Here is a 26857-nt window from a genome sequence, read left to right as displayed (position 1 = left end):
GGAGGTAAACAATGCAGGCACTTGGCTTTATAGAAACAAAAGGCGTGCTGGCGGCTATTGAGGCGGCAGATGCCATGTTAAAGGCGGCAGACGTGTCTCTTTTGGAAAAGACCAAAGTCGGCGGAGGTCTCGTCGCTGTTACGGTGACCGGCGATGTGGCGGCAGTAAAGGCAGCGGTGGACGCCGGAGCAGCAGCGGTAGAACGCATAAACGAGGCTGCTTTAATAACACGCCATGTTATCGCCAGGCCTCATGATGAGCTGACGGCTGTAATCGGCGGAGGTACTCCTGACGAACCGGAAAAAGAACCAGTTCCGGAAATCGCAGAAGAACCAGCGGCTGAGGTACTTGAAGAGATACCGGCAGAAGAACCAGTTGAAGAATCTTCCAATGAACCGGAAACGGTGGATACCATAAAGCGGGAAACCGTGGACTTGTGGATGAAGCAGGACGGTCTGGAAGAAACCATGAAGATACTTGAAGATATGAAGGTAACAGAGCTTAGGACACTTGCCAGAGAATATCCGGAATTCAGTATAGCTGGACGGGAGATTTCAAAGGCAAATAAAACCCTGCTGCTGGAAGAATTCGGGAAGTATTATGGACAGAATGATTAATATTTTTAGAAAGGGAGAACGGGAACATGGAGAACTTTGATTTTGATTTACGTTCCATCCAGGAAGCAAGGGATTTAGCCAGATGCGGTGAAGCAGCCGCAAAAAAAATTGCCGGATTTACGGCAGAACAAATTGACACCATTCTTAAGAGTATGGCAAAAGCAGGAGAGGAACACGCTCTTTGCCTGGCAGAGATGGCTGTAGAAGAGACTGGTTTTGGAAAGGTCATGGACAAGGCATATAAGAACCATGCAGCTTCCACGCTTTTATATGAAGAAATAAAAGATATGAAGACAAGAGGAATCCTTGCAGAGGATACCGTGAATAAGACCATTGATGTGGCAGAGCCGGTAGGCCTTGTAATGGGTATCATTCCATCAACCAACCCAACCTCAACCGTATTCTTTAAATCCATGATTGCAATTAAATCAGGAAATGCAATTGTATTTTCTCCCCATCCTTCTGCTGCAAAATGCACCTTAAAGGCTGCCGAGGTTATGCGGGACGCTGCAATTGCAGCAGGAGCACCGGAGGGAATCATCGGCTGTGTATCCATGCCTTCCATGGGATCTACCAATGAACTGATGAAGTGTAAGGAAGTCTCCGTTATCATTGCAACCGGCGGCCCGGGTATGGTAAAAGCTGCATACAGCGCAGGAAAGCCAGCCATCGGCGTAGGTGCAGGAAACTCTCCGGCTTACATTGAAAAGACGGCAGATGTGAAGCAGGCGGTAAAGACAATCCTTGCCAGCAAGACGTTTGACTATGGTACCATCTGTGCTTCCGAGCAGTCTATTATCTGCGAGGAGAGCAATCACGCAGAAGTTGTAGCAGAGTTAAAAAGCCAGGGCGGTTACTTCATGACAAAGGAAGAAACTGACAAGGTCTGCGCCCTGTTATTTAAAAACGGCCATAACATGAATGCCAAATTTGTCGGCCGTTCTCCTCAGGTGATTGCTCAGGCAGCCGGAATCCAGATCCCGGAAGACGCCAAGGTGCTCATCGGAAAACAGGAAGGTGTCGGAGAGGGATATCCATTATCCTACGAAAAGCTGACAACCGTACTTGGTTTCTACACAGTAAAGAACTGGGAAGAGGCCTGCGGCTTAAGCATCCGCCTTTTACAGAACGGAATCGGACATACCATGAGCATCCATACCCAGGACAGGGATATGGTTCTTAAGTTCGCTGCAAAGCCTGCTTCCAGAATTCTTGTAAATACAGGCGGAAGCCAGGGTGGAACCGGAATCAGTACAGGTCTTCCAATTTCCTTTACATTAGGATGCGGAACCTGCGGAGGAAGCTCTGTTTCAGAAAACGTGAGCCCGAAACATCTCCTTAATGTGAAAAAGGTTGCTTTTGGTATTAAAGATTGCTCTACTATTGCGGCAGATGATCCAACCTTTACCTGGAAAAACAAAACCCAGGCTGCTTCCTTTAGCCCTGCTGACCTCGTAGCTTCTTTTGATAAAAAAGAAGGTGTGGCCTCTTCTGCCTGCCAGGGAGGAAACGATGACAATGAGAAGCTGGCAGCTCTTGTAAAAGAGATCGTACTGGCCATGAAAGGCCAGTAAAAACAGCAAGGAAGGAGAACAGGAATGGATAAGTATGAAGCGGTAATCAAACTCTTAATGGAAGCCGTGAAATCGGAATCCGGAACAGATGAGTTTCGAATACCAGTTGGCGTTTCCAACCGCCATGTACATTTGTCCCAGGAAGACTTGGAGTCCCTTTTCGGTAATGGATACGAGCTGACCAAGATGAAGGAGTTATCCCAGCCGGGTCAGTATGCATGCAAGGAAACGGTTACCGTATGCGGCCCTAAGGGAGCCATTGAGAAGGTCCGTATATTAGGTCCGGTCAGAAAACAGACTCAGGTCGAGGTTCTGGCAGCAGACTGTTTTAAGCTTGGAAAGAAATCTGAGCCTAAAATGTCCGGTGAATTAGCAGGAACGCCAGGGATCACCCTGGTGGGACCAAAGGGTTCCGTCCAAACAAAAGAGGGCTTAATCATCGCCCAGAGACACATTCATATGACTCCTCAGGATGCCTTGAAGTTCGGCGTTCATGACGGTCAGACAGTAAGCATTCAGACAGAGGGGATACGCGGGGGTATTTTTCATCATACGGCAATCCGCGTAACCGATACATCAAGCCTGGAATGCCATCTTGATACGGAAGAAGCAAATGCCATGGGACTTGGCAGTTCTTCTGGCGTAACCATTGTAAAATAAGTGAACCATTAAAAATTAATTATAAATCAGGAGGATTTAAAAATGAAATATGATGCATTAGGAATGATTGAAACAAAAGGTTTAATTGGATCCGTTGAAGCAGCAGATGCTATGGTAAAGGCAGCAAACGTTACACTGATCGGCAAGGAATTTGTAGGCGGCGGTCTTGTTACCGTCATGGTAAGAGGCGATGTAGGTGCTGTTAAGGCTGCAACTGATGCAGGAGCAGCAGCAGCTCAGCGCGTAGGAGAACTGGTATCTGTACATGTAATCCCACGTCCACATGCAGAAGTTGAAACAATTCTTCCAGGTACAAAAGAAGCATAATTAATAATTTGATAAGGTCTGTTTTTTACGGGTTCTTCCTGCAAAAGACAGGCCTTTTTTCAAGGAATTTTTTACTTGAATCGTGTTAAAAAATAAGTTTTTTGATGTGTCAAGTTAAAATTCCGTATATAATAGACAAAATAAGTTTTTTTAGGTATAATACCAGTTATATGTGCAGGATGCAGAAAGCAGGTGTAATTATGCGGCATAAAAAGAGCGTAATGAGAAGTTTCATGATGGTGACCCAACTGGGGATCAGCGTCATGGTACCTGTATTTGTCTGTATTCTTGCCGGTTACTATATTGACCGGTATGCTGGGACAAAGCTGACATTATTATTTATGGTTCTGGGGTTTCTGGCTGGGGGATCCAATGCTTATAAGCTGGCAAAGGCTACACTGGCCATGAATGAAAGGGAGGAGAGGGTTGAGGATCAGAAAGAGCGCGTGGAGCGGCAAGCGGAGGCTAAACCCAAGGTGCATAAACCGAAGCAGCCAAGCCGCGTGAAAGAACATGATGATGAGAAACTTTCGTAGACAGGAGGACTTGTAATGGGGAAGGAAACAAAGAATCTGATGCTTGAGGTTTCTGCCGGAATTGTTGTTTTCACGGCAGTGGCTATGCTAGGGGCATTATTTATGTATCCAAGTCGTGCTGTATTTGCAGGACTTATTTTGGGAATGGTGTTAGCCCTGGCCATGTTTTTATCCATGGCTATGGTACTTGAACGTTCTATGAAGACGGATGATCCAAAGGCTGTTCAGAAGCAGAGTATTATTAGTTCAGTCCTTCGCTATCTGCTGCTAATTGTCATACTGATAGCAGTTATTGTCCGGTTTTCGAACTGGTTCAATCCGGTCGCAGTAGTAATCGGAGTCCTCGGACTCAAGGTTGGAGCATTTTCTCAGCCTATTATCCACAAGATCGTGGTCAAAAGAACAAAGGGAGAGTAATCTCCTTTGCGGTCAAGTGGGATCTCTTAAGAAAGGAGGCTTAAGCGTATGGTCGTTGCGAGTGCCAATAAAGTAGACTTTATGATCAAAGGCGTTACAAAGTTTCAGGCGTTTGGTCAGGAACTTTGGGTTACAACCACGGAAATAGGCCTTAGCATTGTGACAATCGTAATCCTGATTATCGCAGTGATTGCCAACCGAAAAATGAAGCGGGCGACAGAAGTACCCGGCACCTTCCAGAATATTGTGGAGTTTGTCGTGGAGGCGCTTGATAACCTGGTAAATGATACTATGGGTCATAACGCAAAAAAATTTGTTAATTATATTGGAACGATATTTATTTTCATATTGTTCTGCAATATTGGCGGCTTATTTGGTCTTAGGACGCCAACCGGAGATTTCGGTGTGACATTTATGCTTGGTTTGTTTACCTTCGGCATCGTGCAATACCAGGGAATCAAGAATCACGGGATCGGTCATTTTACAAGTTTATTTCAGCCGTTTCCGATTTTGTTCCCGATTAACGTAATCGGTGAGATTACCAACCCATTATCCCAGGCGCTACGTTTGTTCGGCAATATGATGTCAGGCGTTGTTATTATGGGATTGTGGTATGGGATGATGCCTATCTTTGTAAAGATCGGTATCCCATCGTTTTTACATGTATATTGTGATGTATTCTCAGGCTGTATCCAGACGTATGTGTTCTGTATGCTGACTATGGTGTATGTCAACGATAAAATGGATTAAATTTCAATAATATTAAATTCAGGAGGAATTTTTTTATGAACGGATTTTCAGGACAGGATTTTATCTTAGGCTGCTCAGCAATCGGTGCAGGTCTTGCGATGATCGCAGGTATTGGACCTGGTATTGGACAGGGTATCGCAGCAGGCCATGCAGCAGCTGCCGTTGGACGCAATCCGGGCGCAAAGTCTGATATCACATCTACCATGCTTTTAGGACAGGCCGTTGCCGAGACAACAGGTCTTTATGGTTTCGCTGTTGCTGCGATCCTCATGTTCTTAAAGCCATTCAGCTAAAGGGCAGAGTGGCGGGAGGCATAGGCCTGCCCTCAGAATGGGGAAAGAATAAAGAGCGAAAGGAGGCGAAACCTTGGATCGATTATTGGGATTTGACCCACAGCTGCTTTTCGATTCATTTGTAACAGGCATCAACGTATTCATCCTGTTTTTTGCGTTATCCTATATGCTGTTCAATCCGGTGCGGGAAGTGCTGGAAAAGAGAAAACAGAGGATTGCGGGAGAACTAAAGAACGCTGCCGACGATAAGGAAGCTGCGAGGGCAATGAAGGAAGAATATGAAGCCAGACTTCTTGAAGTTAAGAAAGAGGCAGAAGGAATCTTAGAGGATGCCAGAAAAAGAGCGAAACAGCGTGAGGCAGAGATTATTACAGAAGCCAGGGAAGAAGCGGACCGCATTGTTACGCGGGGCAGCCGTGAGGTGGAACTGGAGAGAAAGAAAGCGCTTGATGATATGAAGGAACAGATCATATCCATCGCTTCTGTTATGGCCGGCAAGGTCGTAGCTGCTTCCATTGACACTACGGTGCAGGATGCCCTGATTGACGAGACATTGAAAGAGATGGGTGAAAGCACATGGCAAAGCTAGTATCAAAGGTATACGGCGATGCATTGTTTGAGGAAGCTCTTAATAAGCAGGAAGTGGACGCTTTGTTTGAGGAAGTGAAGAGCCTGCAGGTGATCTGGCACGAGAATCAGTCATTGGCGGAGCTTCTTAATAATCCGAAGATTGTAAAGGAAGATAAAATCGGCATTATTAAGAATATTTTCGGCGGACGCGTATCGGATGACCTGATGGGTTTTCTGGCAGTCATTGTCGACAAAGGCAGGCAGAAGGAGATTCCGGCAATCTGTGAATACTTCATAAACGCTGTCAAGGATTATAAGAAGATCGGCGTGGCCCATGTGGCCAGCGCTGTTGAATTAAATGCGGGTCAGAAAGCCCGGCTGGTAGAAAAGCTGTTAAATACAACTCAGTACGTAGATTTTGAGATGGATTATCAGGTTGACCCGTCAATCATTGGCGGAATGGTGATCAGGATCGGGGACCGGGTGGTGGATTCCAGCATTAAGACGCAGATTTATGAACTGCGCCGCAGCCTGTTAAAGCTGCAATTGACCTGATTTCCACGTTACCGCTCATGCTTTTTTACATGAAGGTAAACCTGAGTTTAGGAAATCAGTTGTCCGGAGAACCGTTAAGTGAAACGGACACATTATAAACTTAGAAAGAAGGTGCAAACCTTAATGAATTTAAGACCAGAAGAGATCAGTTCTGTCATCAAGGAACAGATTCAAAGATATTCCACGAAACTGGATGTTTCTGATGTCGGTACAGTCATTCAGGTAGCGGACGGTATTGCCCGCATCCATGGCCTTGAGAATGCCATGCAGGGAGAGCTTCTTGAGTTCCCGGGAGAAATCTACGGCATGGTGCTTAACCTGGAAGAGGATAACGTTGGTGCGGTTTTACTTGGTGCCGGTGCTATCAGCGAGGGTGATACCGTTAAGACTACCGGACGAGTGGTGGAAGTACCTGTTGGTGATGCATTGACTGGACGTGTTGTGAATGCTTTAGGACAGCCCATTGATGGAAAAGGACCGGTCCTGACAGACAAATTCCGCAAGATTGAGCGTATGGCTCATGGAGTTATTGACAGAAAATCAGTAGACACTCCCCTTCAGACCGGTATTAAGGCTATTGATGCCATGATTCCTATTGGAAGAGGACAGCGTGAGCTGATCATTGGTGACCGTCAGACAGGAAAGACAGCGATTGCCCTTGATACGATCATTAACCAGAAGGGCCAGGGAGTTCACTGTATTTATGTTGCCATCGGCCAGAAGGCATCTACGGTTGCCAACATTGTTAAAACACTGGAAGAGTACGGCGCCATGGATTATACCACCATCGTCGTATCTACGGCATCAGATTTAGCCCCTCTTCAGTATATTGCCCCATATTCCGGATGTGCCATTGGAGAGGAATGGATGGAAAACGGTGAGGATGTATTAGTTGTTTACGATGATTTAAGTAAACATGCAGCCGCTTACCGTACCTTGTCCCTGCTGCTTAAGAGACCGCCGGGCCGTGAAGCTTACCCGGGCGATGTTTTCTATCTGCATTCCAGACTGCTGGAGAGAGCCTCAAGGCTTTCAGAAGAACTGGGAGGAGGTTCTTTAACAGCCCTTCCGATCATTGAGACACAGGCAGGCGACGTATCTGCGTATATTCCGACGAATGTTATTTCTATTACAGACGGACAGATTTACCTGGAGACAGAGATGTTTAACTCCGGTTTCCGTCCAGCCATCAACGCAGGTCTTTCCGTATCCCGTGTGGGCGGCTCTGCCCAGATCAAGGCTATGAAGAAGATCGCAGCTCCTATCCGTGTGGAACTGGCGCAGTACCGCGAGCTTGCAAGCTTTGCTCAGTTTGGTTCCGAGCTTGATAAGGAGACAGCAGAACAGCTTGCCCAGGGCGAGAGGATCAGAGAGGTATTAAAGCAGGGCCAGTATCAGCCGATTCCGGTTGAATACCAGATCATCATTATCTTTGCGGCGACCAAGAAGCTGCTTTTGGATATCCCTACCGGGAAAATCCTTGATTTTGAAAAGGCTTTGACCAGTTTCATTGACACCAAATATTCTGAAATTCCCGCAAGCATCCGCGAGACAAAGCAGATCACGCCTGAGACAGAAGAATTGCTGGTAAAGGCAATTAACGAATGCAAAGCAGGTGTTTTTTAAAGGCAGGTGAACAATCATGGCATCCATTAGGGATATCAAACGAAGAAGAGACAGTATTTCCAGTACCGAACAGATTACAAAAGCCATGAAGCTCATATCTACCGTTAAGCTGCAGAAGTCCAAAGCTAAGGCAGAGGAATCCAAACCCTATTACGAAATGATGTATGATACCATAGGCTCCATGCTGCGCAAGTCCGGCAGCATAGACCATAAGTATTTAAAGGCAGGCGGTTCTAAGAGGAAGGCAGTCGTTGTCATCACTTCAAACCGTGGACTGGCAGGAGGCTATAACAGCAACATTGCCAAGATGGTTCATGGGGATGAGAGGCTTACGCCGGAACTTACGGATGTGTATGCCGTTGGGAGGAAAGGGAAGGAAGCACTTGGAAGAAAGGGATATACGATCGCCGAGGATTATTCCGAGGTGATCAATGAACCGATCTACCGCGATGCTGCCGATATTACCTTGGAGCTTCTGGATGCATTTGGACAGAACCGGATAGGTGAAATTTATCTGGCTTATACATCCTTTAAGAATACTGTGACCCAAATACCGACTCTTAAAAAGCTTCTCCCGGTTGAAATGGAAAAGGGAAGCGAAAAAACGGATCTGACTTTAATGAATTATGAGCCGGATGAGGATCAGGTATTGGATTCCATTATTCCTAAGTATATGAGCAGCATGATCTATGGCGCTTTGCTGGAAGCCGTTGCAAGTGAAAACGGAGCCAGAATGGCGGCCATGGACTCTGCGACCAATAATGCGGAAGAGATGATAGAAGAACTTGGACTGGCATATAACCGGGCAAGACAGGGGTCTATTACCCAGGAACTTACCGAGATCATAGCCGGGGCCAATGCGATTTCATAAGGCGAATCGAACTTCATTTTAGCAGGAACGAGAGAAATATAAAAGAAGGAGAAACAAGATGGCAGGACAAAATATTGGTAAGATCACTCAGATCATCGGTGCCGTACTGGATATCAAGTTCAGCCAGGGCAAGCTGCCCGATATCAATGAAGCCATTGATATCACTGCAAAGGATGGCAGCAGACTGGTTGTAGAAGTATCCCAGCATCTTGGCGATGATACGGTAAGATGTATCGCCATGGGATCCACCGATGGACTGGTACGTGGTATGGACGCGGCGACTACCGGCGCTCCGATTACCGTACCGGTTGGAGAGGAGACATTGGGACGTATATTTAACGTTCTGGGTGATCCGATCGATAATAAACCGGCACCGGAAGTAAAAGAGCATTTTCCGATTCACAGACCTGCTCCCACCTTTGAGGAGCAGTCCACGGAAATGGAGGTTCTGGAAACCGGTATCAAGGTCGTTGACCTTCTCTGCCCTTACCAAAGGGGTGGTAAGATCGGCCTTTTCGGTGGTGCCGGAGTAGGTAAAACCGTATTAATTCAGGAGCTGATCCGTAACATAGCCACAGAACACGGCGGATATTCCGTATTCACCGGCGTTGGCGAGCGCACCCGTGAAGGAAATGACCTGTATCACGAGATGCAGGAATCAGGCGTTATTAATAAAACAACCATGGTGTTCGGACAGATGAATGAGCCGCCGGGCGCCCGTATGAGGGTAGGTCTTACCGGCCTTACCATGGCTGAGTATTTCCGTGACCAGGGCGGAAAAGATGTACTGTTATTCATTGACAACATTTTCCGTTTCACCCAGGCAGGTTCCGAGGTTTCCGCTCTGCTTGGACGTATGCCTTCCGCAGTAGGCTATCAGCCGACTCTGCAGACCGAGATGGGCGCTCTTCAGGAGAGGATCACTTCCACGAAGAATGGTTCCATTACATCGGTTCAGGCAGTTTACGTTCCGGCCGATGACTTAACGGACCCGGCTCCGGCCAACACATTCGCTCATCTGGATGCAACCACGGTTCTTGACCGTTCCATCGTGGAGCTGGGTATTTATCCGGCGGTTGATCCCCTTGGTTCTACATCCAGAATTCTTGATCCCCGTATCGTAGGTGAGGAACACTACCGTGTTGCCCGCGGGGTTCAGGAAGTGCTTCAGAAGTATAAAGAACTTCAGGATATTATTGCCATGCTGGGTATGGATGAGCTTTCTGAGGAAGATAAGATCACGGTGGCCCGTGCAAGAAAGATCCAGAGATTCTTATCTCAGCCTTTCTTCGTTGCAGGACAGTTCACCGGGCTGGAAGGCCGCTATGTGCCGCTTTCTGATACCATTCAGGGCTTTAAGGAGATTTTGGAAGGTAAGCATGATGATATTCCGGAGAGCTATTTCTTAAATGCAGGCAGCATTGAGGACGTTCTTGCCCGTGTGAAAAAATAGGGGGTGGGAATATGGCTGATTTATTCAAACTGCAGATCATTACTCCGGAAGGTCAGTTTTACGAGGGAGAGGCTTCCATGGTGGAGCTTACTACTACGGAAGGGGATATCGGCGTATACCGGAATCATATCCCCATGACTGCCATTGCTGCCCCGGGAGTCTTAAAGATTCACGAGGAGGGCGGAGTGAAGAATGCGGCCCTGATGTCTGGTTTTATTGAGATTTTACCGGAGAAGATCGTCATTATGGCGGAAGTTGCGGAATGGCCGGAAGAAATCGATACAAGCCGTGCAGAGGAGGCTAAGATCCGTGCAGAGCGCCGCTTAAAAGAACAGAGCGGAAAAATTGATAATGCTAGAGCGGAAGCTGCTCTGAGAAGAGCTCTTATAAGGCTTTCACTTACAAAGTAATGAAAAGGGATTTGGACCTTTTAAAGCAGGTTCAAATCCTTTTTTATTGACCTTAAGGGAAGCGTTATGGTATCATTATTGCGGATAAAACGTCAGGAATTTGGGATAATCCGGCACTTATGGATTAAACATTTCTTTTGTGGTATACTATTAGGCAGATTATACAAACAGGGGGATAGTATTATGAAGAAAACATCATTAGTGATTATGGCGGCGGGCATTGGCAGCCGGTTTGGCGGAGGAATCAAACAACTGGAACCAGTTGGACCAAGCGGTGAGATTATTATGGACTATTCCATATACGATGCACTGAATGCCGGATTTGACAAAGTTGTGTTCATCATAAGAAAGGATCTGGAACAGGATTTTAAAGAGATCATTGGAAAGAGAATCGAAAAGATCGCTCATGTGGAGTACGCTTATCAGGAACTGGATGACCTTCCAAAAGGCTATACAAAGCCGGCCGACAGAACAAAACCATGGGGAACCGGACAGGCGCTTTTATGTGCAAAAGCGGTGATTCAGGAACCTTTTGTCGTGATCAATGCGGATGATTATTATGGAAAAGAAGGTTTTATAAAGATTCATGAATATCTGGTAAATGAGATGGATCCGATGTCAAAGCCTTTTGACATCTGCATGGGAGGATTTGTTCTGGGCAACACCTTAAGCGAAAATGGCGGTGTGACCCGTGGGGTATGCCAGGTAGATGAAAGAGGGATCTTAAAAGGGGTTACAGAGACTTATGAAATCAGACGATGCGAGGACTGGGCAGAAGGCCGCAGTGAGGAAGGAATCCCGGTGAAAATTCCTTTGAACCAAAATGTTTCCATGAATATGTGGGGACTTTCCCCTGCGTTTCTTGAAGAGCTGGAGAGAGGATTCCCGGGATTTTTGGCCGGTTTAAAAGAAGGGGATGTGAAAACGGAATATCTGCTTCCTAAGATCATAGATAGGCTTGTTCAGTCCCAGAAAGCGCAGGTAACGGTGCTTGAAACAAGAGACCGGTGGTTTGGCGTAACCTATAAAGAGGACAAGCCCGCGGTTGCGGCGGCTATCCGAAACCTGGTTTTTGAAGGCGTCTATCCGGAGCGCCTGTTCGATGTGAGGTAATAATAATAAACGGTTTTCTGATCGGCTGTCCATCAGAAAACCGTATTTTCATTTAAGGGGATGTTGCACTTTCCCTTTTTGCTATGCATACTATAGTGTTGTATAAGCAGAAAGCAGGGAGTGATAACAGCCGTGCCGATTAACCCGGATTATACTTATGGAAACAGATTTCAGGAACTGGAGCCATATATGCTTTATGGCGATAGGAGTGCCGCAGAGCGTTCCTTTGAAAGAAAAGATTCCATTGTGCAGGATTTGGAATATCTACAAGGAATGTACCCAGGACATATGAAACATTTGCAGGAATACGTAATTTCAGCGTGTGATCATCTGGATTATAAAAACAGTCCCATGTATGACGAATATCCGGATCGTTTGATGATCAACCAGGTCTGCGATTCCATCTGTGACCAAATACGCAGGGATAGTATCCTTATTGATGAACAGGCAGCAGAACCAGTAGATACAGAACAATCGGCTGCAGAGCAGGAAAGAGCAGAACAAATGGAGTGGGGAGCAGACGAGTTGGATGAATCGGATCTGTTGTCCCAGGACCGTGGTTCGTCATGGGATCGGCCGCCGTGGGGTCCAAGAGGACCAAGAGGCCCAAGAGGACCAAGAGGCCCTAGGGGACCAAAAGGACCGTGGGGGCCAAGAGGACCATGGGGGCCATGCGGACCATGGGGGCCATGTGGACCGAGAGGACCGTGGGGACCATGGGGACCGAGAGGACCTTGGGCCCAGAATCTCGATGATGGCTGGTTAGACGGCGTCGTTAACGTGCTTCTGATTAATGAGATGCACCGCAGGAGATGCCGCAGCGGACTTTGCAGATAGGAAGATGGAAAGCAGCTGTTCTTAGCGGGACGGCTGCTTTTTAAGTTTACCCGGTATGAGATGACAATGTCTTAAGGTATTTCTCAGTAAAAGGTTGATACTTGTTGTTGACCGGTATTAACTGTGAAGCGGAAAATACCGATATTTCTATTATTGTGAATCCTATGCGATCTCATCTGTAAAAAATACGGTGCCAAATTACAAGAAAAAAGCCCTTTTTTGTCAGACATCTTTTTCTGTAATTCCTTATTATAAAAGTATAAATATACATGAAACTTTTATAATAAGGAGGTTCTTATGGAAACGGAGAATAAGAAACTGGGACTTTTGGCACTGACTGCACTGGTAATCAGTTCTTCTATCGGAAGCGGAATATTTGGTATTGCGTCGGACATGGCGGAGGGGACAAGTCCTGGGGCGGCTATTGTGGCGTGGATCATCACCGGCGTGGGAGTTCTCATGCTGTGCCTGGCATTGACCAATATTATTAATAAGCGGCCTGAATTAAGTGGGATTTTCAGTTATGCAACAGAGACATTTGGCCCGTTTGGAGGATTCATCAGCGGATGGGGATACTGGTTATCCGCGTGGCTTGGCAATATTGCTTTTGCCACTATTATGATGAGTGCACTCAGCTATTTTATCCCCGCACTTGGGGACGGAAGCAATCTTCTCTCCATTATTGTGGCAAGTGTGATATTATGGATTATGTGTCTGGTTGTAAACAGGGGGATTGAAAGCGCAGCATTTTTAAATGTTATAATAACTGTCTGCAAATTAGTTCCTCTTTTGCTTTTTTCCATTGTGGCAATTATAGCGTTTAAAACGGACATATTTACTATGGATTTCTGGGGAACTGTTTCAGGAAAATTTTCTTTCAAAGATGTGATGTCTCAGGTAAATTCCAGCATGATGGTGCTCATGTGGGTATTCGTGGGAATTGAGGGCGCGGCAATGATGTCAGATCGTGCGAAAACAAAAAAAACGGCGGGGAAAGCCACCGTACTTGGTCTGGCAGGACTTTTATGTGTCTATCTTCTTTTATCTCTTTTGCCCTATGGATTAATGAGCCGCGGTGAGATATGTGAACTAAAGCAGCCTACCATGGCATATCTCCTTTCTTATATCGTAGGCCCGTGGGGAGCGGCTTTTATCAATATTGCAATGATTATATCAGTCGCGGGCTGTTGGTTGTCATGGACTATGCTTCCTGTTGAAACTACATTGCTGATGGCACAGCAGAATCTTCTACCGAAAAAATTTGGAGAAATAAATGCCAAAAATGTACCAACCTTCTCTCTGGTCTTTATGACTGTTCTTTCCCAGATTTTTATCTTTACCCTGTTATTTACGGATAAAGCCTATAATTTTGCTTATTCTTTATGTACTGCCGCAATCTTTATTACATGGATCCTGGTATGCGTATATCAGATGAAGCTTTCTTATGAAAATCGCGGAAAAAGGGGGGAGGCCGGACAGCTGGCAGTAGGAATTATCGGAACCATCTTTTATGCATGGGCAATTTGGGCTTCCGGAATCGGATATTTTCTGCTTTGCATGCTGGTTTATATTATCGGTATTTTCCTGTACGTGAAAGCAAGAAAAGAAAACGGAGCAGAAAAGGTCTTTTCAAAAAAGGAAGGGATCGTTATACTGTTCATTCTTCTGGGGGCCGCCATTTCTGTTTATATGCTGATAATCGGTGGAATTGCTGTTTGATTACCTGACTGAAAAACACCATTTGGAACTCCTTCGATGATTCTTCTGGATCAGGAGTGAGTCATAGTCTGAACATGGACAGGCAGTCCTTAAGCTGAGGGTACTGCGAAGCGGCCTGGGTTCACCAGTAGTACTACCAGCCGGGGGACTGTGAGCGCCCGGTTTACCTCAAAGAAACATCCAGGATAATGGAGGTTCGAATGAGTACAATAATTTTTATATTTGACATCGTACTGATCATAATTTTTGCCTGTTCCGGTACGCTTAATGTAACTGCATACTACAAACACAAGCATGTCAGGGATTTAGAGACCGGCGTGCTTATGTTCTTTTACTGCCTGAATTCCATGATTATTTTCATGTCTGATTTTCTTCTTAAAGTGCCCCTTTTCGAAGGGGCTTATCATGTGCTGACCTACTTCGGCGTTAAGGTTATCTGCGGAATTGCAATAAGCGCCCTGTATCTGTGTCTGACATCTTCTTTTCTTGAGAAAAAAATCGGGTTCCTTCATGCCATTGTTATGATGCCGCTTATATGTGTTACGGTATATGTAGGGAGCTTAAATGGTTCGGCTACGCAGCACTGGATATTTTACACAATCCGTCAGATATATCTGGCAGGCTATGTTCTTTATTATTTTATCTATTATGCATATTCCAAGGACAGAGAGTATCAGATGCGGATCAGTAAATATCGGTCCCTTTTTCTTGTTGGCGGTATTTTTGCTGTTCTGGTTTTCGTCGAAGACAGTACAGTTATCTTTAATTTTCAGTATGTAGTCAATATTCTTGACTTGAAAGTGTTTACGGAACATAATTTGAGCGAAGATATATTTTTTGCGATTCTGGCAATCATCGGAGTAAAGAATGGATTTTCACAACTGACTCAAAGCATAGAGCAGGCAGAAGCAGCTCCGTGTAAAGCCGGGTCGGAAAAGGAAGTCCCATTGGAAGAGGAGCCTTTTATCACAGCTTATGGACTGAGCAACCGCCAGCGTGATGTGCTGTTTCTGCTGATGAAAGACTGGACCTATCAGAAAATGGCAGAAGAACTGGGACTGTCTGTGGGAACCGTAAAATTTCATGCCCATGGAATTTATGAAAAAACGGATTCCAGGAACAGGTCGGAACTGATTCATAAATATAAGGAATTTTATGAAAGCCGGGGGCAAAATCCATTAACCTGAGTTCTGATTTTTGCTGTTTTCATACAGAACGCATAACTCCTGCCGGGATTTTGTGCCGGTTTTTTTCAGAAGGTTATGGACATGGGATCGGACGGTAAATGCTGAGATAAGAAGTTTGGCGCTGATCTGCTTATCGGTGGCATGGTTTAACAGCTCTGTAAGGATAGTTTGTTCCCGCAGAGTAAGATGATAGGAGTTACAAAAAGAATAATAGAAAGCAGGTTCGTCATTTGGTGAAGTTTCAACCCCCAAATCCGACTCCTGGAAATTCACAGCAGTTTTGCATGCATGCAGAGCTGCTGTTTTTTGCAGGAAAAAACAGATATAGATCAGGGCGGTGGCAGCAAATAAAAAATCAATGGAAAGAATACGGGAGAAGGAAATCATGCCATAAGTGGGAAAAGCAAAAATCCTGATAAAGGTTTCCAATATACCGGAAAGGGAAAAAATGATAAAGGCCTGGAAGACTATGGGATGAAAAACGGATAAAGGTTTCTCTTTCTGAGCAGTACCTGTCTTATTGGCAAGAGCATGAAACGAAAAACTTCTGTAAAGCAGGAAGATGGGGAATAGAGAGTTATAAATAAACAGGGCGCCCTTGCTGCTTTTTAAGGTGGGAACCACCAGCAGAAGAAAAATAAATGGATACAAAGCAATGGATTCATAGAAGGGAACTTTTAAGGTATGATTCAGCAGACAGCTCAATTTTAACAGGCAGATGGAAACGGATATGGAAATAACCGTACTCCAGATGGGCATAGAAATATAAGCATCCTGGTAGATCCGGGTGAATTCGGGAATAAATTCTGCCATAGATACAACAAGCTGATTGGCGAATAAAAAGAAATAGAGTGCAGACAGCCAGGCAGAGATACCGCATCGTTCACTTAAATAGCGGTAGAAAGCCAGAAGGCACACTCCGAAATATAAAATTAAAAGTGTATTGTCATACAAGTAAAGTATCAATTTCATGATTCCTCTTGAAATTTTTTCTTTCAGTATAGCGTGTAAGAAAAATCAAGTCAAGATAAATTGTGAAAAATGTACAAAGTTTATGGAAGGTTTTGTCTAAAATGTAGGGTATTCATAAAAATAGATGAAAAAGTTTATTCCAAACCCTGATTTTTGGTGCTATTCTCTGATGGACGTGAGAGCCGAAGAGCAAAAACGTTGTAAAGGATGCCAATGATAAACAATTGGATGAAGAGAAAACATAAAAGGAGGTTACTGATTATGCAGAGTATTAATGTAAAAAGTGAAATTGGTCGCTTAAAACGAGTATTGCTGCACAGACCAGGAAAGGAATTATTAAATCTGACGCCGGATACATTGGAGAGGCTTCTCTTTGATGATATTCCTTTTTTAGAGGCTGCACAGCAGGAGCATGATGCATTTGCTGAGACATTGAGGAACAATGGGGTAGAGGTGCTTTATCTGGAAGATGTTATGGCTGAGGTGTTGGACTTAAACGATGGAATCAGAGATGAGTTCATAAAACAGTGGATCAATGAGGCCGGAATATCCACCGAATTGTATAAGAAAAAAATTTATGATTATATGATGCAATTTAAGGATGACAGCAAGGCGCTGGTACTTAAATCTATGGAAGGAATTGTTTTAAAGGAACTGAATTATACAAAAAGCGGTTCCCTGGTAGACCTTATGAGTGATTCTTCTAAACTGGTGATCGACCCTATGCCGAATCTGTATTTCACCCGTGACCCATTTGCATGTATTGGGAACGGGGTCAGTTTAAACCGGATGTATTCTGTAACTAGAAACAGGGAAACCATTTATGGAGAGTATATCTTTAAATACCATCCGGATTTTAAAGATAAGGTTGAAAAATATTACGACCGTTACAACGCGTTTCATATTGAAGGCGGGGATATTTTAAATATCAACGATAAAGTTCTTGCTGTGGGAATTTCCCAGAGAACGGAGCCGGATGCACTGGAATTGCTGGCAAAGAATATTTTTGAAAAGGAAAACAGTACAATCAAAACCATTCTTGGATTTAACATCCCAAACAGCCGCGCATTTATGCACCTGGATACGGTGTTCACCCAGATTGATTACGATAAATTTACCATTCATCCGGGAATTCTGGGTCCCCTCCGGGTTTATAAAATTGAAAAAGGAAACTGCGGAAGTGAAATCACGGTAGAAGTCCTTCATTCTGATCTTGAGACGATTCTGGAAGAAAGTCTTGGCGTTGATAAGGTAGAACTGATCAAATGCGGCGGAGAAGATATGATTGCAGCAGAAAGAGAGCAGTGGAACGACGGCTCCAATACCCTTTGTATTTCGCCGGGAACTATAGTTACCTATCAGCGTAACACAAAGACCAATGAATTACTGAGACAGAGGGGGCTGAAGGTCCTTGAAATTCCAAGTGCGGAACTGTCCAGAGGCAGAGGGGGTCCTCGCTGCATGAGTATGCCGCTGGACCGTGAACCCGTTAATTACTAAATATTACCTGAAAATATAACAGAAAAAGGAGATAAAGAGATGGCAGTAAACTTACGAGGCCGCAGCTATTTAAAATTATTGGATTTTACACCGGAGGAGATCCGCTATTTGATTGATCTGGCTAAGAATTTTAAGAACTTAAAGAGAACCAACACTCCCCACAAATATCTTGAAGGAAAAAATATCGTTTTATTATTTGAAAAAACATCCACAAGAACCCGATGCTCTTTTGAAGTGGCGGGCAATGATCTTGGAATGGGAGTTACATATCTTGATCCGGGCGGTTCTCAGATGGGGAAGAAGGAAAGCATTGCGGATACGGCAAGAGTCCTTGGAAGAATGTATGATGGGATTGAATACCGGGGATTCAGCCAGGAACTGGTTACTGAACTAGCACAGTATGCGGGTGTTCCGGTTTGGAACGGATTAACAGATCAGTTTCACCCCACCCAGATGCTTGCAGATCTTCTGACCATTGAAGAGCACTTTGGATTTTTAAAGGGAATCAACTTTACTTTTATGGGAGATGCCAGAAACAATATGGGAAATTCCTTAATGGTGGCATGTGCCAAAATGGGGCTTAATTTTACAGCCTGTGCGCCGAATGATCTGTGGCCGGCCGAAGAACTGGTTGAAGTGTGCCGGGAGATCGCGGCAGAAAACCAGTGTACCATAACGCTGACGGAAGATGTGGAAGAGGGAACTATGGGAGCCGATGTCGTCTATACGGATATCTGGGTTTCCATGGGAGAGCCTGATGATGTATGGGAGACACGCATCAAGCTTTTAAGCCCGTATCAGGTAAATGAAGCGGTTATGGAGAATGCGGGAAACCAGGCCATCTTCATGCACTGCCTCCCATCTTTCCATGACAGAAAAACCACCATTGGAGAAGACATTTATCAGAAATTCGGCCTGGCAGAAATGGAAGTAACAGATCAGGTTTTTGAAGCCAGGTATTCCAAGGTTTTTGATGAGGCAGAAAATCGTATGCATACCATTAAAGCAGTTATGTATGCAACACTTTGCTAGAAAGGTTGACCAGGATGAAAAGAATTGTAATCGCCCTGGGCGGAAATGCGCTGGGCAATACATCGGAAGAACAGTTGGAGCGGGTAAGAATTACGGCGGCGGCAGTTGTAAATATCGTAAAAGCGGGATATGAGGTGGTCGTGTGCCATGGAAACGGTCCCCAGGTAGGAATGATAAACCTTGCTTTTGAAAAGGGTCATGAGGCGGGAATTGTACCGGATATGCAGCTTCCTGAATGTACGGCTATGAGTCAGGGATATATCGGTTATCATCTTCAGCAGGCCATTGATCAGGAGCTTGTTAGAAATCACATTGAAGATACGGTTGTTATTACGATGCTGACGCAGGTGATTGTGGATGAAAGGGATCCGGCTTTTGAGAATCCTACGAAACCCATTGGAAGATATTATGGTGAGGCGGAAGCAAAAAAACTGATGGAGGAAACCGGCCGGAAGTATGTAGAGGATTCCGGACGGGGATACCGCCGGGTGGTGGCGTCTCCGCAGCCGGTAAGCATCTATGAAAGAATTTCATTAAATACGCTGATTAATGCCAATCATGTAGTCATTGCCGGCGGAGGCGGCGGCATCCCTGTAGTCAGAGACGGGGATGGTTCCTACCATGGAGTGGCTGCAGTGGTTGATAAGGATCTGGCAGCTGAAAAACTGGCGGAGCTGGTGGAGGCAGATGTATTTGTCATACTGACCGCAGTGGACCGGGTTTCCATTCACTTTGGAAAACCAAACCAGGAAGATCTTTCTCAGATTACTCTTGCACAGGCTGAGCAGTATATAGAAGAAGGCCATTTTGCTGCAGGCAGCATGCTTCCCAAGGTAAAGGCTGCTATGAAATTCATAGAGCAGAAAAAGGATGGAATATCTATTATCTGTTCTCTGGAAAAAGCAGCAGAGGCTTTAAACGGAACAACTGGAACAAGGATTGTCAGCAGATAAGACGAAAGAAAAGATATCCCCCCCCATTTTATTTACGAGGACAGTGAGCTGGGCGAACATGCGTGCATGTTCAACAGACGGCGCCTCTGTATGCAGATAAAATGGGATATCTTTTCCTGATGTATGAATAAAACTACTTATATTACAGAGAAACGGATGAATATACAATAACTTATAAATGTATTTCGCAAAATCTGGAAGGATTTGACAAGATGAAAGAGTATATTGAGCTGCAGACGCAGTTCTGTTCAAAGATTGATATTAAAAAAATATGCACTTTTGATTACGAAACAATCACGGAAAGAACTTTGCCGTTGTATCACAGAAGTCCAAGATTCATTTTAGTGAGAGAAGGAAAAGGCAGTATTGAGATAGACAGAAAAAGGTATGAATTAAAATCAGGGGTACTGCTTTCCATACTGCCTTGGGAATGTACGCAAGTCGTAGAGGTGAAGGAGTCCTTAAATTTTGAAATTGTTAAATATAATTATGATGTGGTGGCGGAGAATCTAAAATCTTCTTCCTGCATATGGGATCCGGTTTCCGTATTAAAGAGACTGGAAGAATCTCCCTATGCATATCTATCGAATGAAAGGAAAAAAGAGATGGAATACCTCTTTTCTAAAATCAGGGAAGAGGTGGGAATTGAATCTGTAATGGATTTTCGGGAAAGAAGGTCCTATCAGGAAATAAACATTATTATGCTGGTTTCTTCTTTGATTATTGCATTTTGCCGTGTGATAGATAATCGGGATAAAATAATAAGTATGAAAAACGATTTGGAAGACAACCGGATGTTGATTCTGCGTTACATCTACATGCATCTGGGTGAAAAGATCACCTTGGAAAGAATTGCAAAACAGTTTTATTTAAGCAGATCATCGGTCCGGATGTATATCTATGAAAAAACAGGACTTGCGTTTCAAGAACTGGTGAGTGAAATGCGGATTATGAAAATAATCAATTACCTTTTGTATACGGATATGACGTTGGAGGATATTGCGCCTATTCTGGGATATGTAGATGCGGCGCATATATCCAAGGTGTTTTCCAGCCGGATGGAAAATAAGGTCAGTGAGTATCGGAGAACCTATCAAAAAGTTTTGAACATTACTAATATAGAAGAAAAAAGGCTGGCGTACCAACTTGTGGAATATATTACTAAAAACTATCAGGAGGATATTCAGGCACTGGGAACGTCTGAAAAATTCGGCATTTCCATAGAAGAGATGAACCGGCATTTGATTATGCAGGTAGAATGCAATTTTTCTGATTTTATAAACCGGCTCCGGATAGATAAGTCATGTGAAATGCTTCTTGATACGAATAAATCTATTACGGATATTGCCATTGAAGTAGGCTATGGCACGGTAAATACATTTCGCAGGAACTTTATTCAACTCAGACATGTTCTGCCCAATGAGTTCCGGACAACCCAGGCAATGCTTGTCAACTAATGGAGGCACCCTGCGGGTCTGCCTCTATGCAACAAGAGCGTTGCGAAAAAGTGGAAAGGTAAGAGGGAAAAGAATGGAATACCAAAAAGAAGAATATGTAACTTGTGATCATCTGATTAAAATGAAGTTTAAAATAGGGAAAATCGTAAAGTGTACGGAAGTAACCCAGTCAAACCGGCTTTTATGCTTTCAGGTAGAGATCGGGAATAAGATATGCCAGATTCTTTCCGGTCTTAAGGGATATTATAAAACGGAAGAAGTCATTGGAAAAAAGGTAATGGTTCTGGAAAATGTGAAGACCACCAGGCTGGCAGGGATGAAATCAGAAGGCATGCTGATGGTGGCGGAGGACCGGGCGGGGAAACTGGCCCTGATGGTTCCTGACCGGGATATGGAAACTGGAGTTGAAATTCTTTAGGAGATGTAGATAGAAGGGGAATGCCGTGAATGAATTAGAGAAAGATAATATAAAAAGCAGGCGCCAGAAGAAAATCCTTGAACTGATCAGGCGACACCCCATTATGACCCAGACAATGCTTAAGGATTGCTTAAGCCGGGAGGGAATTCATGTGACTCAGGCTACCTTATCCCGGGACATTCGTGAAATGAACCTTATAAAGGGAGTAAATGGAGAAGGATATTTTCAAAGCAGAATCGTTCCCAAGCGCCAGATATCCCACAGGCTTTTTGTACTGTTTTCCATGGCAGTTAAGGCTGTGGAGCAGTCAGGGAATGTGATTGTCATTGCCTGCGAGCCTGGAATGGCTGCCTCGGTCTGTTCCATCATTGATGAACTGGGCTGGAACGAAATCATAGGAACCATTGCCGGGAATGATACCATTTTTGTTATTACAAGGGAAGGTACATCACATCAGCTGGCTGAGCAGTTTAAGAATATTAACAGTTAAGAAGGGATGGAATGTTTATGGACAAGTTTTTAAGTATTTTAACCTCTGAAATGGGCAGGGCATTTGAAGCCTGTGGTTATGAAAGAGAAAAGGCAGCAGTAACCTTGTCTGCTCGTCCGGATTTGTGTGAATACCAGTGCAGCGGCGCCATGGCGCTGGCAAAGAAGGTTCGTAAGGCTCCGTTGGAGATTGCAGGTGAAATTGCGGGAAAATTAAAAGATTCCGGATTGTTTACCAGGATTCAGGTCCTGTCTCCAGGATTTATAAATTTTAACGTATCAGAAAAATTTTTAACTTCTTACCTCAATGAGATGCTGGGTGACAGCCGTATGGGCTGTGAACAGAGCAGAGAAAGAAAAACTATCATAGTGGATTACGGAGGCCCGAATGTGGCAAAGCCTCTTCATGTAGGACATCTCCGTTCTGCTATTATCGGAGAAAGCGTAAAACGGATCGGCCGGTATATGGGACATGAAATGATCGGTGATGTACATATCGGGGATTGGGGACTTCAAATGGGGCTTATTATTACAGAACTGAAGCATAGAATGCCGGATCTGGTTTATTTTGATGATGAGCATATAGGAGAGTATCCTAAAAAAGCGCCGTTTACCATTGCTGATCTGGAAAGTCTTTATACAGCAGCCAGTTCAAGAGCGAAAAAGGATGAGGATTTTAAGGAAGAAGCCAGGCAGGCGACCGTTTTTCTTCAGAGCAGGAAGTCTGGTTATTACGAGCTTTGGAGGCATATCTTAAATATTTCCGTTCAGGATATTCGGAAAATCTATGATCATCTGAACGTACATTTTGAACTGTGGTACGGAGAGTCAGATGCAGAAGCCTACATTCCGGATATGATTGACCGGATGCAGAAAGAAGGATATGCCTATGAGAGCGAAGGAGCACTGGTGGTTGACGTATCCTGCGAGGAAGATGATAAAGAGGTAGTTCCCTGTATTTTGAAAAAATCAGACGGTGCTTCTCTTTATACCACAACGGATCTGGCAACGATTGTCCAGCGGGAAAAGGATTTTCATCCGGATATGATTCTTTATGTTGTGGACAAGCGCCAGGAGATGCATTTTCTTCAGGTATTCCGTTGTGCCAGAAAGACAGGACTGGTTCCGGCTGGTATAAAACTGACGCATCTGGGATTCGGCACTATGAACGGAACGGATGGAAAACCATTTAAGACCCGTGAGGGCGGAGTCATGCGTCTGGAAGTGTTAATGAAAGAAATCACTGGGGAGATGTACCAGAAGATGGAAGAGAATTCCAGAAACAGACCGGAAGGCTTAAAGAAGGAAGAAATACTGAAAACAGCGGAAACGGTCGCTGTAGCCGCATTAAAATACGGGGATTTATCCAACCAGGCATCAAAAGATTATGTGTTTGATATGGAACGGTTTCTCTCTTTTGAAGGAAATTCAGGTCCTTATATTTTATATACCATTGTAAGGATCAAGTCTATTTTAAATAAGTATGAGAAAATGGGGAGAAACCTGGAAAGACCCATGGTTTTAATCCCTCATGACAGAAGTGAGAAAAACCTGATGCTCATTCTGGCAGCTTTCGGAGCAGTAATGGAAGCCGCCTATGAGGAGTTTGCACCTCATAAGATATGTACCTATATCTACGATCTTTCCAATGCATTTAACCGGTTTTACCATGAGACAAAAATCCTTGTCCAGACGGATGAAGAGGTACAGAAATCCCACCTTTCTCTGTTGGTGCTTTGCAAAAGGATTTTGGAAACCTGTATTGATGTTCTTGGATTCTCCGCGCCGGACAGTATGTAATAAAGAAAACTGACCTCAAAATTCTTCTAATTAACGAATGTTTAAGAAAGTTTTCATTGTAGTTTTGGATATTATTGTATACAATAAAGATGACGAGGTTGAAAGAAAAACATCTTTCAACCTTGAGTTTATGAGCCAATTGGATTACAAGCATATCCGCGTGATCATTAGTATACAAAAATGCGAAAACAGAGGAAGTTTGGGATGAATCAGTTAATTAAAAAAGTAGGAATTTTATCTGCGGTTTTCGTTATAGCAATCGCAGTTTATTTTATATGGAACCAGAAAAATGCTGAAAATAACGATGTTATGGTATATACCTCCATGGATGAGGCAGCCTTGCCCGTGGTATATTCCGATATGTACGGAAGAAAGATGAACCTTCTCCATGGATATACCCAGGATATGAAGCAGGGGGTTTCCCGGGAAGCCCTTACCGTTCTTCCTGCGGACAGATCCATGAACATACAGATATCAGACTATAAAGGCAGCATCCAGGGGATTGAGTATGAAGTCCGCAGCATGGACTTAGGACGACTGGTGGAACGGACAAAGATAGATGCGTGGAACAAGGGAGAGGGAGGCGTTACGGCCACGCTTCCGATCCAGAACCTTTTAACAAAGGATAAGGAATACCTTCTCATCCTGACACTGGATACCTCCGGGAATGGGAAGCTGCTTTATTATACCCGCATCATGTGGACGGACAGCACCAATGCAAAGGATATGATCGATTTTGCAGTTGATTTTACGACCCGGACCTTTGATTATGATCAGGCCCGGCAGCTTACCACTTATCTGGAAACCAGCGAGGGAGAGGATAACAGCTCCCTTGGCCATGTGACCATTCGCTCCAGCTTTTCCCAGCTTACATGGGGAGGGCTTACCGTGGAACCGGCAGGAGACATAAGGGTCACTTTAAAAGATTTAGATGGAATCATGTGCAGCGTGAAACTGGACTATGAGGTGACCAGAACCGGAGAAGATGATATTCAGGAGCTTTATGAGGTGGAAGACAGTTATACTATGAAATGGGACAGCAGGCGTATCTACCTTATGGATTTTGAACGGAATACCAATCAGGTATTTTCCGGCCAGAAAGGATTGTTCAACGGTAAACGGATTATACTGGGGATTGCAAACCCGGATGAAATACGGACGGCTAAAAGTCCGTCAGGGGATTGCCTGGCCTATGTGGTAAACCGGGATCTTTGGGCCTTTGACCAGAACCGTGAGCATGCGGTAAAGGTGTTCTCCTTCCGAAGCGGAGAAGACGATGGGCTTCGCAGCGGCTACAACCAGCATGATATTAAGATATTGTCGGTCAAAGATAACGGGGATGTGGATTTTCTGGTTTATGGGTATATGAACCGTGGGATCCACGAAGGAAGCTTAGGGATCGCCATGTATCAGTACAGCAGTCAGGACAACGCCACCACGGAGCGTTTCTTCACTCCTGTGACCCTGTCCTTTGAGATGCTTAAGGAAGACATCGACCAGCTGGCTCATGTGGGAACCAATGGGATGCTTTATCTGATGGCGGACCGGGCGGTTTACGGTATTGATTTAAACAGCAATGAATATATGGTCCTGGCGGACTCCCTGGTTAAGGGCGGATATGCGGTCAGCAGCAGGTCGAGCCGTTTTGCATGGCAGGAGAGCAGTGACCTTTATGGAGCCGGAGTGGTTCATCTCATGGATCTGGATACCGGAGTAAAAAGGGAGATAACCGGAGGCGAGAATAATATTTACAGGCCCCTTGGATTTGTAGGGGATGATTTTATTTACGGAATTGCCCGAAAAGGCGACATATGGGTGCAAAACGGAAGGATAAAGGATGCTCCCATGTACCGGATCGAGATCATGGATCAAAGCGGAAAGATCGTTAAGGAATATGAACATGAGAATGTTTATATCGCAGATGTGTCCGTGGATGACAGCCGGATCCATCTGACTCAGGTGTCAAAATCCGGTGATCAGTCCTATGTTGCTTTTAAGCAGGATACCATTGTCTGCAACCAGGAGCTTGCAGACGGAGAGATGGAAGGCATTGGCTGGTATGCCTCAGAGGACAGGCGAAAGCTGTATTTTGTCCAGTTGGATAAAGAGGCGGTAAGCCGGGACGTAAAAATTGCGGTTCCTAAAAAGGTAGCCTATGAAACCACGGAAGTGGTAGAGCTAAAGGGGAATGCCAGAAACCAGGAAAACCGGTTTTATGCTTATGGGGGAGGCCGTTATCTCGGAGGCAGCCGCAGCTTTACGGATGCCCTTGCCCTTGCGTATGATAAAATGGGAGTTGTGACCGATAAGAATCAGGAAATCATATGGAGCCGGGTGAACCGTCCGCCGGTCCGAAATATGAAGGAACCTCTAAAAACAGGAGCAGCCTTTCTGCGGAACTTGGAAGGGTTTACGGATAACAGCTTCTATGGGGATGGAGTCCTTATGTTAGATGCCAGGGGCTGTACCTTAAGCCAGGTATTGTATTTCATCGGTCATGGATGTCCGGTGGCAGCCTATACCATTCAGGACGGCTATGTGCTCCTTTCGGGCTATGATTCCTATAATGTAACGGTCTATAATCCAGGAACCGGAGAGAGCCAGAAGATGGGCTTAAATGATGCCTCTGCATACTTTGCCGGCCAGGGGAATGACTTTGTCTGCGGAGTATTTACGGAATAGAAAATGCGTTCTCTTTACAAATTCATAAGATATGATATA

General features: G+C 44.7%; 27 protein-coding genes. 26 read left to right on the top strand and 1 reads right to left on the bottom strand.

The features are described 5' to 3' along the window. The first annotated feature begins 11 nt into the window (after nucleotides 1–11). From RT269_RS30350 to RT269_RS07370, 18 genes are all read left to right on the top strand, one after another. On the top strand, nucleotides 12–617 hold the full coding sequence (locus RT269_RS30350) for a BMC domain-containing protein (protein ID WP_313181608.1): 606 nt from the start codon (nucleotides 12–14) through the stop codon (nucleotides 615–617). Nucleotides 618–643: 26 nt separating this feature from the next. After that, the gene (locus tag RT269_RS07450) at nucleotides 644–2191 is read left to right on the top strand and encodes an acetaldehyde dehydrogenase (acetylating) (protein WP_313181606.1); all 1548 of its coding nucleotides are present in this window, start codon (nucleotides 644–646) and stop codon (nucleotides 2189–2191) included. A gap of 24 nt (nucleotides 2192–2215) precedes the next feature. Beyond that, nucleotides 2216–2851, top strand: coding sequence for a phosphate propanoyltransferase (locus RT269_RS07445; protein WP_313181605.1), 636 nt, complete (start codon nucleotides 2216–2218; stop codon nucleotides 2849–2851). A gap of 42 nt (nucleotides 2852–2893) precedes the next feature. Beyond that, the gene (gene eutM, locus RT269_RS07440) at nucleotides 2894–3178 is read left to right on the top strand and encodes an ethanolamine utilization microcompartment protein EutM (RefSeq protein ID WP_025230271.1); all 285 of its coding nucleotides are present in this window, start codon (nucleotides 2894–2896) and stop codon (nucleotides 3176–3178) included. A gap of 200 nt (nucleotides 3179–3378) precedes the next feature. After that, a complete protein-coding gene (locus RT269_RS07435) occupies nucleotides 3379–3714 on the top strand; it encodes an AtpZ/AtpI family protein (protein WP_313181604.1) in 336 nt (111 codons plus the stop codon). 15 nt (nucleotides 3715–3729) lie between these two features. Next, nucleotides 3730–4131: an ATP synthase subunit I gene (locus tag RT269_RS07430; RefSeq protein ID WP_313181602.1), complete on the top strand. Its 402-nt coding sequence runs from the start codon at nucleotides 3730–3732 to the stop codon at nucleotides 4129–4131. A gap of 48 nt (nucleotides 4132–4179) precedes the next feature. Beyond that, the gene (gene atpB / locus RT269_RS07425; protein WP_313181601.1) at nucleotides 4180–4881 is read left to right on the top strand and encodes a F0F1 ATP synthase subunit A; all 702 of its coding nucleotides are present in this window, start codon (nucleotides 4180–4182) and stop codon (nucleotides 4879–4881) included. Nucleotides 4882–4916: 35 nt separating this feature from the next. Continuing rightward, complete coding sequence (gene atpE, locus RT269_RS07420; RefSeq protein ID WP_013274565.1) at nucleotides 4917–5174, top strand: ATP synthase F0 subunit C; 258 nt, start codon at nucleotides 4917–4919, stop codon at nucleotides 5172–5174. 73 nt (nucleotides 5175–5247) lie between these two features. Continuing rightward, a complete protein-coding gene (gene atpF / locus RT269_RS07415) occupies nucleotides 5248–5763 on the top strand; it encodes a F0F1 ATP synthase subunit B (protein ID WP_313181599.1) in 516 nt (171 codons plus the stop codon). Continuing rightward, complete coding sequence (gene atpH, locus RT269_RS07410) at nucleotides 5751–6299, top strand: ATP synthase F1 subunit delta (RefSeq protein WP_313181598.1); 549 nt, start codon at nucleotides 5751–5753, stop codon at nucleotides 6297–6299. Before atpF ends, atpH begins: the two co-directional genes overlap by 13 nt. Before the next feature lie 123 nt (nucleotides 6300–6422). Further along, nucleotides 6423–7925 carry a F0F1 ATP synthase subunit alpha gene (gene atpA, locus RT269_RS07405; protein WP_313181596.1) on the top strand — a complete coding sequence of 501 codons (1503 nt, stop codon included), beginning with the start codon at nucleotides 6423–6425 and terminating at the stop codon, nucleotides 7923–7925. A 16-nt stretch (nucleotides 7926–7941) separates the two neighbouring features. Continuing rightward, entirely contained in the window at nucleotides 7942–8796 is an 855-nt protein-coding gene (atpG, locus tag RT269_RS07400) for an ATP synthase F1 subunit gamma (protein WP_313181595.1), read from the top strand. A 58-nt stretch (nucleotides 8797–8854) separates the two neighbouring features. Further along, the gene (gene atpD / locus RT269_RS07395) at nucleotides 8855–10249 is read left to right on the top strand and encodes a F0F1 ATP synthase subunit beta (protein ID WP_313181594.1); all 1395 of its coding nucleotides are present in this window, start codon (nucleotides 8855–8857) and stop codon (nucleotides 10247–10249) included. Between the two features lie 11 nt (nucleotides 10250–10260). Continuing rightward, nucleotides 10261–10659, top strand: coding sequence for an ATP synthase F1 subunit epsilon (gene atpC / locus RT269_RS07390; protein ID WP_313181593.1), 399 nt, complete (start codon nucleotides 10261–10263; stop codon nucleotides 10657–10659). A 183-nt stretch (nucleotides 10660–10842) separates the two neighbouring features. Further along, a complete protein-coding gene (locus RT269_RS07385) occupies nucleotides 10843–11772 on the top strand; it encodes a nucleotidyltransferase family protein (RefSeq protein ID WP_313181592.1) in 930 nt (309 codons plus the stop codon). A gap of 120 nt (nucleotides 11773–11892) precedes the next feature. Beyond that, on the top strand, nucleotides 11893–12609 hold the full coding sequence (locus tag RT269_RS07380) for a hypothetical protein (protein ID WP_313181590.1): 717 nt from the start codon (nucleotides 11893–11895) through the stop codon (nucleotides 12607–12609). Nucleotides 12610–12906: 297 nt separating this feature from the next. Next, nucleotides 12907–14328, top strand: a complete 1422-nt coding sequence (gene arcD, locus RT269_RS07375; protein WP_313181588.1) for an arginine-ornithine antiporter — start codon at nucleotides 12907–12909, stop codon at nucleotides 14326–14328. A gap of 200 nt (nucleotides 14329–14528) precedes the next feature. Beyond that, nucleotides 14529–15515, top strand: a complete 987-nt coding sequence (locus RT269_RS07370) for a helix-turn-helix transcriptional regulator (RefSeq protein WP_313181587.1) — start codon at nucleotides 14529–14531, stop codon at nucleotides 15513–15515. Here RT269_RS07370 and RT269_RS07365 read toward each other — a convergent pair. Beyond that, nucleotides 15507–16487 (bottom strand): helix-turn-helix domain-containing protein, encoded by a 981-nt coding sequence (locus RT269_RS07365; protein WP_313181585.1) that lies wholly within the window; start codon nucleotides 16485–16487, stop codon nucleotides 15507–15509. The two genes, RT269_RS07370 and RT269_RS07365, sit on opposite strands and share 9 nt — an antisense overlap. A gap of 261 nt (nucleotides 16488–16748) precedes the next feature. On the opposite strand from RT269_RS07365, the gene arcA reads away from it, so the two are divergent. The 8 genes from arcA (at nucleotide 16749) to RT269_RS07325 (ending at nucleotide 26818) form a co-directional block, all read left to right on the top strand. Then, complete coding sequence (gene arcA, locus RT269_RS07360; protein ID WP_312441106.1) at nucleotides 16749–17987, top strand: arginine deiminase; 1239 nt, start codon at nucleotides 16749–16751, stop codon at nucleotides 17985–17987. A gap of 39 nt (nucleotides 17988–18026) precedes the next feature. After that, nucleotides 18027–19019: an ornithine carbamoyltransferase gene (gene argF / locus RT269_RS07355; RefSeq protein WP_312441107.1), complete on the top strand. Its 993-nt coding sequence runs from the start codon at nucleotides 18027–18029 to the stop codon at nucleotides 19017–19019. A 14-nt stretch (nucleotides 19020–19033) separates the two neighbouring features. Continuing rightward, entirely contained in the window at nucleotides 19034–19972 is a 939-nt protein-coding gene (gene arcC / locus RT269_RS07350; protein ID WP_313181584.1) for a carbamate kinase, read from the top strand. Nucleotides 19973–20184: 212 nt separating this feature from the next. After that, complete coding sequence (locus RT269_RS07345; RefSeq protein WP_313181583.1) at nucleotides 20185–21429, top strand: AraC family transcriptional regulator; 1245 nt, start codon at nucleotides 20185–20187, stop codon at nucleotides 21427–21429. A 73-nt stretch (nucleotides 21430–21502) separates the two neighbouring features. After that, nucleotides 21503–21847, top strand: coding sequence for a hypothetical protein (locus tag RT269_RS07340; protein ID WP_313181582.1), 345 nt, complete (start codon nucleotides 21503–21505; stop codon nucleotides 21845–21847). 25 nt (nucleotides 21848–21872) lie between these two features. Beyond that, nucleotides 21873–22337, top strand: a complete 465-nt coding sequence (locus tag RT269_RS07335) for an arginine repressor (RefSeq protein WP_312441112.1) — start codon at nucleotides 21873–21875, stop codon at nucleotides 22335–22337. Between the two features lie 17 nt (nucleotides 22338–22354). Next, entirely contained in the window at nucleotides 22355–24136 is a 1782-nt protein-coding gene (argS, locus tag RT269_RS07330) for an arginine--tRNA ligase (RefSeq protein ID WP_313181581.1), read from the top strand. 204 nt (nucleotides 24137–24340) lie between these two features. After that, nucleotides 24341–26818 (top strand): hypothetical protein, encoded by a 2478-nt coding sequence (locus RT269_RS07325; protein ID WP_313181580.1) that lies wholly within the window; start codon nucleotides 24341–24343, stop codon nucleotides 26816–26818. Nucleotides 26819–26857: the final 39 nt, after the last annotated feature.

The organism is Lacrimispora sp. (genome assembly GCF_032078915.1).
Lineage (GTDB): Bacteria > Bacillota > Clostridia > Lachnospirales > Lachnospiraceae > Lacrimispora.
This window is presented reverse-complemented; position numbering and strand designations above follow the sequence as displayed.